Below are 12,834 nucleotides of genomic sequence, written 5' to 3' on the forward strand. Positions count from 1 at the left end.
TTACGCGGACTTCGCCTCTTGCCAGCGCGCGTGAAGCTGCTCCAGCTGCGCGCTTATTGTCTTCCAGCGGGCGGAATCCCTTAACGCCTGACGGCTAATGGAACCTTTATGATACAATTTCGTAACACGCTCTGCTTTGATCGGCGACAGGTTATCCAGCACGCTGACCGCACCCTTACGATTATTGCAGACAAGGATCATATCGCAACCCGCATCCAGGGACGCCTGGCCGCGTTCGGCATAGCTGCCCATAATCGCCGCGCCTTCCATTGACAGATCGTCAGAGAATATTACGCCGTCAAATCCCAGCTCGCCGCGCAGGACCGTTTTCAGCCAGTGCGCGGAGCCGCTGGCGGGACGGGGGTCAACGTCGCTGTAAATAACGTGGGCGGGCATAATAGCATCCAGACGCTGCTCGCCGATCAGCGTGCGGAACACGGCCATATCTTTCGCGCGAATTTCCGCTTCCGCACGCGGATCGCGCGGCGTCTCTTTGTGAGAGTCTGCCGTCACCGCCCCATGCCCCGGGAAGTGCTTGCCGGTGGTTTTCATACCCGCGCCGTGCATGCCATCGATGAAATGGCGAGCTATCGCCAGCGCCTTGTCGGGGTCCTGATGATAAGAGCGCTCGCCAATAGCGGCGCTGATATGTCCGACATCCAGCACCGGCGCAAAGCTGATATCAATATCCATAGCGATCATTTCGCTGGCCATCAGCCAACCGGCTTCTGCGGCCAGCCGGCCGCCCTCTTCCATGCCTAGCAGGGCGGCGAAGGATTGCGCTGCAGGAAGACGGGTAAAGCCCTCGCGGAAACGCTGCACGCGACCGCCTTCTTGATCGACCGCCACCACCAGATGGTTGCGCGAAGCCTCGCGGATCTGGCGAACCAGCTCACGCAGCTGCGCCGGATCGTGATAGTTGCGGGTAAACAGGATCAGCCCGCCAACCAAAGGATGCGCCAGAATCTCACGCTCTTCCGCATCCAGTTCAAAACCTTCGACATCCAACATTACCGGGCCCACAGCCACCTCTCTTATCCTTTTATTTTTTGTCTAACTGACGCCATATCTCATCGGCCAGCGTGATAAACTGCCGGTCGCCGGTTTGCTGCCAGCGTCGTTCATACCAGCCCGCCATCAGCAGCCGCACCCAAGGGCGCCAGCGCTGAATTTGCCGCCAGAGCTGAAGCTCATCAATGTGCGCCTGTCGCGCATACTCTGCGGTAAGCTGGCGATGCGCAACGGGGTCGATCCACACCGCCGCCAGTTCCAGCGCGATATCGCCATCGCCGGCATATTCCCAGTCAATCAGCCGCAGTCCCGCCTCGCCGCGAACAATGTTGCCCGCATGGACATCCATATGTAAGGGCGCCAGACGTAACGGCTGCGGTTCGCCCCGGCGAAGCAGCCGCTTATGCCACCGTAGCCACAGCGGTGTACGGCGCGCAGGACTGCACTGCTGCCAGTAACGCTCAAGCAGCGGCCGCAGCGCGATACGCCAGCCAAAGCGTGGCTGCCGGTGCAGATGATACAGCAACCCTGCGAGCGCCGGACACTCCGGTAATGCGTTGACCACGTCGCCAGAGCAATATTCCACCACCATCCAGGCGGGAGAATAAAAAACCGGCGCAGGCGCTAAGGTATTGGGAAGGCGGGAAAGCACACGGTACTGGCGGCGGAAGTCGCAGGACGGCGCATGCGGGTCGTGCGGCTGGCGCAGCACCCGCTTTCGCCGGCCATCGCTGAGAATACAGCTGCCGCCGCTCAGCCCGGTTTCGGACAGCGCGGCGACAGGCGTATAGTGGGGGAAAAAGCGCGACAGCACTTCGTCGCGCGTGAGCTTATTGTTGCTGAACAGCACCTTTACCCGACCAGATAATTTCGCCGGTTTGTACCAGCATCAGCTGCATTTTCAGCTCAGGTGAATTGACGTTGCCGGTTGCGTTGGAATAGAGCACATACTGTGCGCCAACGGTGCGCGCAATGCCCATCGCTTTGCTGCGACTACCAAGGCTATCCTGTGGCGACAGGCCAAGCTGCTGTTTGGCCACGCCCAGCTGCTGCTGGGAAACCAGGGTGAATTTTCCGTTACCCTCAAGCGCATTACGCAGCGCCGTGGTGGCTTCACCCGCATTCAACGTGCCGTTAGTGCGGTTGTTGACGCTGTCGACCAGCAAAATGCTGCCCGCATTTACGCCGCTGGCCTGCAGCATCTGACCAATCATCGGCTGCACCGCGGAGTGCCAGTCAAAATGACGCACGCGCGGCGCCGGCTGCGCAGGCTGCTCGCCGTGTTCAATCGGACCCGGCTGGGTCGGTATCACGGGAATAGTCGGCACAGTCGGCTGCGGCTGAACAGGCTGCTGCGGCTTCGGCTGCGCTTCCTCAACGGGAGCGGGTTCCTGACGTTGACCCACGCATCCGGCAAGGAATATCGCCAGTGCGGTAACTAATGCATAGCGACATAGTTTAATCATTACGATTACCTCTTACAGATAAAGATAAAGTCGGGCCTTGTGCGCCCCCAGAATATTGGCGCTGCCATAAAGCGTAACGGAAGAGTGCGCAGGAACCGTTATGCTGCGTGCAGACTCCAGCGGATGCATTTCCAGTCCCCTGGCGTCATACCAGAAAAAGCGATAATGCACGGTCACCGGAACCTGGCGTTCATTGAACAATCTGGTGGTCGCCGTCGCCTGAATCTCGGATGCAGTTACCGTTGGTACTTCAGCGCTGATTCCTGCTGCCAGTACGTTTGATTCCATCACCAGACTTTGCTGATCGCTGACCGGTATTTCCGGATGCGAACTGCACCCGGCCAGTAATGTCACGGCCAGTAATGCGCCGATATGGGCTGCACGCATGGAGTTTAACCTTTATGAGCCAGCATCGGGCCTAACGGACGGCCGCCCAGCAGGTGCATATGGATATGATAGACCTCCTGGCCGCCGTGGCGATTGCAGTTAACGATCAGGCGATAGCCATCGTCGGCGAGCCCCTCGTCGCGGGCGATTTTCGCCGCTACGGTCATCATGCGCCCCAGAGCCAGCTCATGCTCTGCGGTCACATCATTGACGGTGGGAATCAGGATATTGGGAACGATCAGAATATGGGTCGGCGCCTGCGGAGAGATATCGCGAAAAGCGGTAACGAGCTCATCCTGATAAACCACATCCGACGGGATCTCCCGGCGAATGATTTTGCTGAAAATCGTTTCTTCTGCCATGACTGATTCCTTAATCATTTTTATACCGTGCACTGGCCTGCCCCTGCAGGTAAACGCGGACGCACGGAATTCCTCTAAGAGTATGAGCGAGTTACTCCCCCTCTTTCAACCTGAATGCGTTTTTTCTTACGCCACAAAGCGCCTGGCTGCCGACGGATTAATCGTTTATTACCTGGAAACGATGCAACGGCAGAAATAACGCCTTTATGACCTTCATGCTTACCCTTATTTACAGTTTAAATATTAATGCGTATATTTCTCATTTGTATTCAAAATGAATGCAGTGCGCTTACGATCGACCGCGGCCAGAGAGCCGTAGCGAATAACAATTATCTCATGATCAAGGGTTTATGATGTCTCTCTCCACTCATTCCCGGGATGGGCGTAACGCTCCATCCCTGCTTGCGATGGGCATAGCGCTGGCGCTCTCCCCAAACCTTAGCCAGGCTGCCGGTCACTCCGAAGACACTATTATTGTAGAAGGTTCCGCAGATAGCGCTTCGGATACGCAAGAACAGGATTACAGCGTCAAAACCACCTCCGCAGGGACAAAAATGGAGATGGCCCAACGCGATATCCCGCAATCGGTCAGTATCATCACCGAACAACGGATGCGCGATCAGCAGTTGCAAACGCTGGGTGATGTGATGGAGCACACCATGGGGATCAGCAGCAGCCAGGCAGATTCTGACCGCACCAGCTACTACTCTCGTGGTTTTGAGATCGATAACTATATGGTCGATGGCATTCCGACCTGGTTTGAATCCCGCTGGAATCTGGGCGACGCGCTTTCCGATATGGCCCTTTTCGAACGGGTGGAGGTCGTCCGCGGCGCGAATGGTCTGCTGACCGGCACCGGTAATCCCGCCGCGTCGATCAATATGATCCGTAAGCATGCGACCAGCCGCGAGTTCAAGGGAAATGTCTCTGCGGAGTACGGCAGCTGGAACAAGCAGCGCTACGTTGCCGATATGCAAAGCCCGCTAACCGAAGATGGCAACGTGCGGGCGCGCATTATCGCTGGTTATCAAAATAATGACTCATGGCTCGATCGTTACAACAGCGAAAAAACGTTCTTCTCGGGGATTGTGGATGCGGATCTCGCGACGTCGACCAGTTTATCCGCCGGCTACGAGTATCAGCGTATCAACGTCAATAGCCCGACATGGGGCGGTCTGCCGCGCTGGAATACCGATGGCAGCACAAACCGTTACGATCGCGCCCACAGCACCGCTCCAGACTGGGCCTATAACGACAAAGAGATCAATAAAGTCTTCGTTACGCTGAAACAACGCTTTGCCGATACCTGGCAGGCAACGCTGAACGCCACTCACTCCGAGGTCAAGTTCGACAGCAAAATGATGTACGTGGATGCTTACGTCAATAAAGCGACCGGGATGCTGGAGGGGCCTTATAGCAGCTACGGTCCGGGCTATGACTACGTAGGCGGTACCGGCTGGAATAGCGGAAAGCGTAAAGTCGACGCCGTGGATCTGTTCACCGACGGCGGCTATGACCTGTTCGGTCGCCAGCATAATCTGATGATAGGCGGCAGCTACAGCAAGCAAAATAACCGCTATTTCAGCTCGTGGGCAAACGTCTTCCCCAATGAGATTGGCAGCTTCTACAGCTTCAATAGCGCTGGGTTCCCGGAAACCAGCTGGGGCCCGCAGAGTCTGGCGCAGGACGATACCACGCGCATGAAATCGGTGTATGCCGCGACGCGTATTTCCCTGCTTGATCCGCTGCATCTGATCCTTGGCGTCCGCTATAACAACTGGAGCATTGAGACGCTGACCTACAACATGGAGAAAAATCATACCACCCCATACGCCGGGCTGGTTTACGACATAAACGACAATTGGTCGGCCTACACCAGCTATACCTCGGTCTTCCAGCCGCAGAACAAGCGCGATAGCTCGGGTAAGTATCTGACACCGATTACCGGGAATAACTATGAAGTGGGCCTGAAGTCGGACTGGATGGACAGCCGATTAACCACGACTCTCGCGATATTCCGCATCGAGCAGGATAATCTCGGCCAGGCGACCGGCGGGCAAATCCCCGGTAGCAACGGCGAAGCAGCCTATAAAACCGTCGATGGAACCGTGAGCAAAGGGGTGGAGTTCGAAATCAACGGTGCGATTACCGATAACTGGCAGATGACCTTTGGGGCGACGCGTTTTGTCGCTGAAGATAATGAAGGCAATGCGGTGAATCCCAACCTGCCGCGAACCAGCGTCAAACTGTTTACCAGCTACCGTCTGCCGGTAATGCCTGAACTGACCGTTGGCGGCGGCGTTAACTGGCAGAACCGGGTATATAAAGATACCGCGACGCCATACGGCACCTTCCGTGCGGAACAGGGCAGCTACGCACTGGTTGATTTGTTCACTCGCTACCAGGTCACTAAAAATTTTGCTTTGCAGGGTAACGTCAATAACCTGTTCGATAAAACCTACGACACCAACATCGATGGCTCAATTGTCTACGGCGAACCGCGCAACTTCAGCATTACCGCCAGCTATCAGTTCTGATCTCTGGTTAACGTGACAAAATCCGCGGGCGCGCTTTTAACGCCTGCGGCCATTAAAAAAGGCAGCCAGTTGGCTGCCTTAGTCTCCCCATATCACAACTTAGCTGTTGCGGATGTATTCATCCATTTCAGTTTTCAGGTTATCGGATTTAGTACCGAAAATAGCCTGAACGCCTGAACCTGCAACAACCACGCCTGCGGCGCCCAGTTTTTTCAGGCCAGCCTGATCAACTTTCGCCACATCCGCCACGCTCACGCGTAGACGAGTGATACATGCGTCAAGGTTAGTAATGTTCTCTTTACCGCCGAAAGCAGCGATCAGTGCCGGAGCCATTTCGCTGGTCGCGCCAGCTTTGCTGTCTTCGGTTGCATCTTCGCGACCCGGGGTTTTCAGATCCAGCGCTTTAATCAGCACGCGGAAGACCACGTAGTACACGATCGCGTAGCAGATACCGACGATCGGGAACAGCCACAGCTTGCTGCTGTTGCCGGAGAGAACGATAAAGTCGATCAGGCCGTGAGAGAACGACGTCCCGTCACGCATACCCAGCAGGATACAGATCGGGAAGGCCAGGCCCGCCAGAATCGCGTGGATAATGTACAGGATCGGCGCAACGAACATGAAGGAGAACTCGATCGGCTCGGTGATACCGGTCAGGAACGAGGTCAGCGCTGCGGAGATCATGATACCGCCCACTTTCGCGCGGTTTTCTGGCTTAGCAGAGTGCCAGATAGCGATAGCGGCAGCCGGCAGACCGTACATTTTGAACAGGAAGCCGCCGGACAGTTTGCCCGCCGTTGGGTCGCCTGCCATGTAGCGCGGAATATCGCCGTGGAAGACCTGACCTGCTGCGTTGGTGTATTCGCCAATCTGCATCTGGAAAGGTACGTTCCAGATATGGTGCAGACCAAACGGCACCAGGCAACGTTCAATGAAGCCGTAGATACCGAACGCGACAACCGGGTTCTGGTAAGCAGCCCACTGGGAGAACGTCTGGATGGCAGTACCGATCGGCGGCCAGATAAAGGACAGGATCACGCCCGTGAAAATCGCTGCCAGACCGGAGATAATTGGCACAAAACGCTTGCCCGCAAAGAAGCCCAGATATTCAGGCAGCTTGATGCGATAGAAGCGGTTGAACATGTACGCTGCGATGGCACCCGAGATGATACCGCCGAGTACGCCGGTATCTGCAAGGTGTTTAGCCGCAATCTCTTCAGCAGGTAAATGCAGAACCAGAGGCGCAACCACGGACATGGTTTTCACCATGATGCCGTAAGCGACGACCGATGCCAGAGCGGATACGCCGTCGTTATTGGTGAAGCCAAGTGCGACACCGATAGCAAAAATCAGCGGCATGTTAGCGAAGACTGAACCGCCCGCTTCTGCCATGACGTGGGAAACTACGGCTGGCAGCCAGCTGAAGTTTGCGGAACCGACGCCCAGCAGGATACCTGCGATAGGCAGTACGGATACCGGCAGCATCAGCGATTTACCGACCTTCTGCAGGTTAGCAAATGCATTCTTAAACATAATTGAGAGTGCTCCTGAGTATTTGGTGCTTTTTTACGCTTTCACGCATTGGCCCGGGGGGAGAACCGCGCCGTGGACAGGACATCTAAGCGCCCTTTATTTATTACACAGAGTAAAATAATTACCGGGATGATTGTTTGACGGCTATCACGTTTCAATCAGACACGAGCCAAAAACTTACACTGGTTTACATAAGTCGTGTCTGAATGTTGCCAAAAAACCTTCACCGCCCCATTTGTGGCGGTGAACTTTACTCGCTTTAGCTATTAATTACGAGCCTTAAAATAATAAGGAATATCAGAGAGGTTGCAGCCGGGAGGGGTCGATATGAAAAAGCGTCGCGAAATTTTCCGTGGTCTGTTGTGCCAGTTGCTCCAGCGATACGCCTTTAAGAACCGCCATATACTCGGCGACATCCCTGACCAATGCCGGTTGGTTCTCTTTACCACGATGCGGTACCGGAGCCAGATACGGCGAATCGGTCTCTACCAACAGGCGATCGAGAGGTACATAGCGCGCTGCATCGCGAAGCTGCTCCGCATTACGGAACGTCACAATGCCGGAAAACGAGATGTAGAACCCCATATCCAGCAGCTTACCCGCTGTCTCTCTATCCTCAGTGAAACAGTGTAGTACGCCACCGCAATCCGTCACTTTTTCTTCGCGTAAAATTTCCAGCGTATCGGCGCGGGCATCTCGGGTATGCACGATAACCGGCTTATTCAGCTCCCGGCCTATCCGGATATGGTCGCGAAACGACGTCTGCTGGCGCGCTTTGGTTTCCGGCGTGTAGAAATAATCCAGTCCGGTTTCACCCATCGCCACCACGCCATCCTCTGCGGCGAGCTGGCGCAGCGCCTCAACGTCGTACTCTTCATCCTGGTTCAACGGATGCACGCCGCAGGAGAAAACGACGTCGTTACGCTGGCCCACCAGCTCGCGCATACCGCGATATCCCGGCAGGGTTGTGGCCACCGCCAGGCAAAATTTCACATCGCGGGCGGCGGCTTTAGCCAGCACATCGTCCACGTTTTTATGCAGCGTTTGATAATCCAGGCCATCGAGATGGCAATGGGAGTCGACTAAAAACATAATGTCTCTCTCAGAGGTGGGATACGGGAAGGACCGCCCCAGGTTGCAGGTAATGTTCCCAGCGCAGAAGGCGCTCGGTAAGCAGCAGTTCGCGATTGATACCGACAACGCTCAGCAACTGCTCGCGGCAGGCGTTAACGTCGCGCGCGATCGCCTGTAAACGCGCGGCCGGCAGCGCAGCGGCCAGTCGATTTACCAGAGGCCAGGCATCGGGATTGCTGATAAGCGTAATTCCCTGCTGCCTTTTTTGTGCATCGACCAGCAGTGATGCCAGCCAATGCAGACGAATCGCGGCCTGCTCATGATTCAATACCGGCAGCAGAGACAGCCAGTCGCCGTGGGTTAAAACAGCACCCAGGGTCTGGCAAAGCTGCAGCCGCACGCTCCAGTGAGCGTCCTGCAGCAGATCCAGCGCCGCCGCCGGGGCATTGGCGCTGAGCCGCAGTGCCGCGAGCAATGCATCTTGTGACATTGTCACTTCTCGCTCTAACCACGCCAGCGCATACTGTTCAGAAGGCGGAGCAAGATGATGTAACCGGCAGCGGCTGCGCAACGTGGCCAGCAGTCGTGCGGGCTCCTGACAGGCAAGGAAGAACCATGTATTTTCCGGCGGCTCCTCCAGGGTTTTCAGCAGGGCGTTGGCCGCCGCGTCGGTCAGCAGAGCGGCATCGTCTATCCAGACGACCTTCGCGCCGCCCAGACGGGCTCGTTCATAGAGTTTTTCGCTCACTTCACGCACGGCGTCAATCCCGAGCGAGCTCTTCCCCTTTTCCGGGATCAACGCATAATAATCCGGATGCGTCCCGGCCTGCATCAGCTGACAGCTATGGCATCGACCGCAGCTTTTATGCCCCTCCGGCTGCCGGCACATCAGAAAACGACACAGCGCGTAAATTAACGCATCGCTTCCCATACCCGGCAGCGCCTGAACCAGTAGCGCATGGTGACCCCGTCCCGCCTGATAGCCGGAAACTAGCTGTTCAAAAGAGGGACGTAACCACGGATACCATTTCATGCGCGCTGCTCCGCGACCCACTGATTCACCACCGCGCGGATATCGCGCTCAACGGCCTCAAGCGGCTGGGTGGCGTCAACGGTGCGTATGGTGTCGTCCTGCGCCGCCAGCTCAAGGTAGCGCGCGCGCGTGCGGTTAAAGAAATCGAGCGACTCCTGTTCGATACGGTCGAGTTCGCCGCGAGCGCGGGCGCGCTTCAGCCCTACCTCGGGAGTCACATCCAGGTAGAGCGTCAGATTGGGACGAAAATCGCCCAGTACCGCATCGCGCAGGGTTGCCAGCATCGTTTGGTCGATACCGCGGCCGCCGCCCTGATAGGCCTGGGTCGAGAGATCGTGACGATCGCCAATGACCCACTGGCCGCGGGCCAGCGCGGGTTTAATCACCGTCTCAACCAGCTGCACGCGCGCCGCGTAAAACATCAGTACTTCGGCTTTATCATTGATAACTTCATCGCCGGTGGACTGTATATCCAGCACCAGGCTGCGCAGCTTCTCGGCCAGGATAGTGCCACCCGGCTCGCGGGTAAACACCATGTCGCTAATGCCCAGCTGTTTTAGCGTCTCTACCACAAGATTACGTGCGGTGGTTTTCCCTGCGCCCTCCAGGCCCTCGATGACGATATAGTTACTGCGCATTTTTTTCCTTAAGTACTTTCAGATAATCCTGAACCGAGCGGTTATGGCCGATCAGGTTGGTATTAAACGTATGTCCGCCCTTCCCGTCCGCGACAAAATAGAGGTACGGCGTTTTTGCCGGATGCGCGGCGGCGTTCAGCGAGGCTTCTCCCGGCGCGGCTATCGGGCCGGGCGGCATGCCGTTAATGACATAGGTGTTGTAAGCGGTTGGGGTTTCCAGGTCTTTACGCGTCAACTTACCATTATAACCCGCACCCATGCCGTAAATCACGGTCGGATCGGTTTGCAGACGCATGCCGATACGTAAGCGGTTGATAAACACCGAGGCTACGCGGTCGCGCTCTTCGGCCACTGCGGTCTCTTTCTCAATGATCGAGGCCATGGTCAGCAGCTGATTTTTATCTTTGTACGGCAGATTATCCATCCGCCCTTCCCAGGCTTTATCGACCGCGGCAACCATCTTCTGATGCGCGCGCTTAAGGATCGCCACATCGCTGGTGTTGGCGGTATACATCCAGGTATCCGGCCAGAACCATCCTTCGACCCAATCGGGATGCTCCAGATCGAGAGCCTTTGCGACGGTTTCATAGCGATCGTCCGCCAGCGTATGCTTTACGTAGGGCGCATCGCGCAGCTGGCGCAGGTAGTCGCTCACCCGCATCCCTTCCACGAAACGTAGCGGAAACTGGGCCTCTTTGCCGCTGGCTAACAGCTGCAGCATTTGACGTACTGTCATCTCAGGCGTGAAGCGATAGGTTCCGGCTTTAAAGTGGGATAGCTCAGGCTCAATTCGCAGCAGCCACTGAAACACCCGAGGTCGGTTGATCACTTTATCGCTGTAGAGCTGCTGCCCAAGCGCCAGGCGACCTGTGCCGGTCTCAAGGGTAAAGATGGTCTCTTCTTTAATCAGTAATTTGCTGTCCGCCAGCTGGCGAACTTTCCACATACCGACGCCGGCGGCGATGCCCACCACCACCACCAATAGCAGGATGAAACGTAACATTTTCTTCATGACTAATCAGACAGCTCACACAAGGGGGCTAAAAAATGGTAAAGCTCGCGCGCGGACCAGCATTTATCGTCCCAGCGGCGAACCGGCACCAGCGGCATCAATGCGTTACAGACAACGACCTCGTCGGCTTCGCGTAACGCATCGGGGCGCATGGTGACTTCGACAACGCGAAACGGCGATGGTGCCAGCTTAGCGAGAATGTGTTGACGCATAATGCCGTTGACTCCCGCCCGATCGAGGCGCGGGGTAAAGACGTCAAAGCCTGTACGCCAGAATATGTTCGCGGCACAGCATTCCGTAAGCCCCCCTTCGCTGTCAAGGACCAGCGCCTCATCGGCATCCGTCTGCTCAAGATGAGAACGAATCAGCACCTGCTCAAGGCGATTAAGGTGTTTGAGTCCGGCAAGTAAAGGGTTGCATCCCAGCTGAACCGGGCTCAGCGCGACGGAGATCCCTTCTTTACGCCAGCGGTGGTAGTGAGCCGGGTAAGGCGATACGCTGAGGATGCGGCTGGGATTTACGCAGCCTGCGGCGCTATAGCCTCGACCGCCCACTCCGCGCGTGATGATCGCTTTCAGCACGCCATCAGAATGGGGCTGCGCAAGGCGTGCCATCTCCCCTGCCAACAATTCCCAGTCGTTAAAGGGGATAAAGAGCTTTTTGCAGGTCGTTTGTAGCCGAGTCAGGTGTGCGTTGAGGAACTGAACCTGTCCCGCCACAATTCGCGCGGTGGTAAAACAGCCGTCGCCAAACTGCACGCCGCGATCGTTCACCGGTAACACATTCGCCCATGCGCCATTCAGTAGATACATTCACCCCCCTCATTAATAATAACGATAAGAGTGCCTTCAGAGGACGCATTATGCAACCATCTGTACAAATCAATAAACCCTTCTGTGCCTACTTGTTTAGTTGCCATAATTAGTGAATTCATAATCCACAAAAATTGATTTTACCTTCCATCAAAGCATTCAGAGAAATAATAAGGATACACATCAAGTAATACTATTCACATGAAAAATCACATAATAAATATTGATTTTTAAAAAAATCTACAATCCAGTTTTAGAAAACATAGCTACCCACATCACTAAGAATACCTATAATCAAATTGCCCGAAATTAATATTAAATTCTGTACGACTATTATTTCCCTATCGATGAAATGGAAAAATCATCGTCACTTATCTTTATCAAGGACTCATCAATGAAATTAAAATTAGCTACTATCGCTTTTGTTGCCACCATGGGGATTGCCTCTTCTGCATCAGCACAGGATGGCCAGATTAATTTTACCGGTAAAATAACAGAAACCGGTTGTAAAATTAATGGCGGAGTCACCAGCGCACAGGATGTGAAGCTCGGTGAAGTCTCTAAAACCGCACTGCCGGCTGCTGGCGACACGGCGGCGACCACTCGCTTCTCGCTGGTATTGACGGAATGCCCGGAAGACCTGTTGGGTAAGCCGATTAGCGTTAAATATGACGGTACTCCGGATAGCATCAATACCGATTATTTACAGTTGACCGGTGCGGGTAGTGAAAATGTTGCTGAAGGCGTGGCGATTCAGTTACTCAACGACGATACCTCGGCGCTGCCGCTGGGCACGTCTTCCAGACCGGTAACTATTAGCAACAATGCAGCTGAAGAAACCACTCTTAACTTCTTCGCTCGCTATATCGCAACCACAGATACAGTGAAAGCCGGTGATGCTAATGGTACCGTAAACTTCACGCTGACCTACAACTGATCGCCCCTTTCTTCATTTATCACAACCATACA

At 55.3% G+C, this 12,834-nt stretch carries 13 protein-coding genes; 2 read left to right on the forward strand and 11 right to left on the reverse strand.

Annotated elements, in window-relative coordinates:
• Genes nagZ through hinT form a run of 5 tightly spaced genes read right to left on the reverse strand, consistent with a single transcriptional unit; the run spans window position 1 to window position 3,226 of the window.
• Window positions 1-1,011, reverse strand: coding sequence for a beta-N-acetylhexosaminidase (nagZ, locus tag ACSIPU_RS19655; protein WP_029779317.1), 1,011 nt, complete (start codon window positions 1,009-1,011; stop codon window positions 1-3).
• Between the two features lie 31 nt (window positions 1,012-1,042).
• The gene (gene thiK, locus ACSIPU_RS19660) at window positions 1,043-1,861 is read right to left on the reverse strand and encodes a thiamine kinase (protein WP_004101107.1); all 819 of its coding nucleotides are present in this window, start codon (window positions 1,859-1,861) and stop codon (window positions 1,043-1,045) included.
• Entirely contained in the window at window positions 1,842-2,477 is a 636-nt protein-coding gene (gene lpoB, locus ACSIPU_RS19665) for a penicillin-binding protein activator LpoB (protein ID WP_004101106.1), read from the reverse strand. The genes thiK and lpoB overlap by 20 nt, the downstream gene beginning before the upstream one ends.
• Window positions 2,478-2,489: 12 nt before the next feature.
• Entirely contained in the window at window positions 2,490-2,864 is a 375-nt protein-coding gene (locus tag ACSIPU_RS19670; RefSeq protein ID WP_004101105.1) for a YcfL family protein, read from the reverse strand.
• Between the two features lie 5 nt (window positions 2,865-2,869).
• Window positions 2,870-3,226, reverse strand: coding sequence for a purine nucleoside phosphoramidase (hinT, locus tag ACSIPU_RS19675; RefSeq protein WP_004112181.1), 357 nt, complete (start codon window positions 3,224-3,226; stop codon window positions 2,870-2,872).
• 353 nt (window positions 3,227-3,579) lie between these two features.
• On the opposite strand from hinT, the gene fhuE reads away from it, so the two are divergent.
• Window positions 3,580-5,763, forward strand: coding sequence for a ferric-rhodotorulic acid/ferric-coprogen receptor FhuE (gene fhuE, locus ACSIPU_RS19680; protein WP_196551108.1), 2,184 nt, complete (start codon window positions 3,580-3,582; stop codon window positions 5,761-5,763).
• A 99-nt stretch (window positions 5,764-5,862) separates the two neighbouring features.
• On the opposite strand, the gene ptsG is transcribed toward fhuE, so the two are convergent.
• From ptsG to pabC, 6 genes are all read right to left on the reverse strand, one after another.
• A complete protein-coding gene (ptsG, locus tag ACSIPU_RS19685) occupies window positions 5,863-7,296 on the reverse strand; it encodes a PTS glucose transporter subunit IIBC (RefSeq protein WP_004101102.1) in 1,434 nt (477 codons plus the stop codon).
• Between the two features lie 297 nt (window positions 7,297-7,593).
• A complete protein-coding gene (locus tag ACSIPU_RS19690) occupies window positions 7,594-8,388 on the reverse strand; it encodes a metal-dependent hydrolase (RefSeq protein WP_004112178.1) in 795 nt (264 codons plus the stop codon).
• Between the two features lie 10 nt (window positions 8,389-8,398).
• Window positions 8,399-9,403, reverse strand: a complete 1,005-nt coding sequence (holB, locus tag ACSIPU_RS19695; protein ID WP_196557989.1) for a DNA polymerase III subunit delta' — start codon at window positions 9,401-9,403, stop codon at window positions 8,399-8,401.
• Window positions 9,400-10,041 carry a dTMP kinase gene (gene tmk, locus ACSIPU_RS19700; RefSeq protein ID WP_004101099.1) on the reverse strand — a complete coding sequence of 214 codons (642 nt, stop codon included), beginning with the start codon at window positions 10,039-10,041 and terminating at the stop codon, window positions 9,400-9,402. Before tmk ends, holB begins: the two co-directional genes overlap by 4 nt.
• Window positions 10,031-11,053 carry a cell division protein YceG gene (yceG, locus tag ACSIPU_RS19705; RefSeq protein ID WP_196557990.1) on the reverse strand — a complete coding sequence of 341 codons (1,023 nt, stop codon included), beginning with the start codon at window positions 11,051-11,053 and terminating at the stop codon, window positions 10,031-10,033. The genes tmk and yceG overlap by 11 nt, the downstream gene beginning before the upstream one ends.
• A gap of 2 nt (window positions 11,054-11,055) precedes the next feature.
• Entirely contained in the window at window positions 11,056-11,865 is an 810-nt protein-coding gene (gene pabC, locus ACSIPU_RS19710) for an aminodeoxychorismate lyase (protein WP_196557991.1), read from the reverse strand.
• 394 nt (window positions 11,866-12,259) lie between these two features.
• On the opposite strand from pabC, the gene ACSIPU_RS19715 reads away from it, so the two are divergent.
• Window positions 12,260-12,802 carry a fimbrial protein gene (locus ACSIPU_RS19715; RefSeq protein WP_004112172.1) on the forward strand — a complete coding sequence of 181 codons (543 nt, stop codon included), beginning with the start codon at window positions 12,260-12,262 and terminating at the stop codon, window positions 12,800-12,802.
• Window positions 12,803-12,834: the final 32 nt, after the last annotated feature.

Origin of the sequence: Klebsiella sp. HN106, assembly GCF_051209435.1 — a bacterium.
Classification (GTDB): Bacteria; Pseudomonadota; Gammaproteobacteria; order Enterobacterales; family Enterobacteriaceae; genus Klebsiella; species Klebsiella oxytoca.

Coding starts and splice junctions, on each gene's coding strand:
- nagZ (WP_029779317.1), bottom strand. CDS start 1,011: ATGTTGGATGTCGAAGGTTTTGAACTGGATGCGGAAGAGCGTGAGATT.
- lpoB (WP_004101106.1), bottom strand. CDS start 2,477: ATGATTAAACTATGTCGCTATGCATTAGTTACCGCACTGGCGATATTC.
- ACSIPU_RS19670 (WP_004101105.1), bottom strand. CDS start 2,864: ATGCGTGCAGCCCATATCGGCGCATTACTGGCCGTGACATTACTGGCC.
- hinT (WP_004112181.1), bottom strand. CDS start 3,226: ATGGCAGAAGAAACGATTTTCAGCAAAATCATTCGCCGGGAGATCCCG.
- fhuE (WP_196551108.1), top strand. CDS start 3,580: ATGTCTCTCTCCACTCATTCCCGGGATGGGCGTAACGCTCCATCCCTG.
- ptsG (WP_004101102.1), bottom strand. CDS start 7,296: ATGTTTAAGAATGCATTTGCTAACCTGCAGAAGGTCGGTAAATCGCTG.
- ACSIPU_RS19690 (WP_004112178.1), bottom strand. CDS start 8,388: ATGTTTTTAGTCGACTCCCATTGCCATCTCGATGGCCTGGATTATCAA.
- holB (WP_196557989.1), bottom strand. CDS start 9,403: ATGAAATGGTATCCGTGGTTACGTCCCTCTTTTGAACAGCTAGTTTCC.
- tmk (WP_004101099.1), bottom strand. CDS start 10,041: ATGCGCAGTAACTATATCGTCATCGAGGGCCTGGAGGGCGCAGGGAAA.
- yceG (WP_196557990.1), bottom strand. CDS start 11,053: ATGAAGAAAATGTTACGTTTCATCCTGCTATTGGTGGTGGTGGTGGGC.
- pabC (WP_196557991.1), bottom strand. CDS start 11,865: ATGTATCTACTGAATGGCGCATGGGCGAATGTGTTACCGGTGAACGAT.
- ACSIPU_RS19715 (WP_004112172.1), top strand. CDS start 12,260: ATGAAATTAAAATTAGCTACTATCGCTTTTGTTGCCACCATGGGGATT.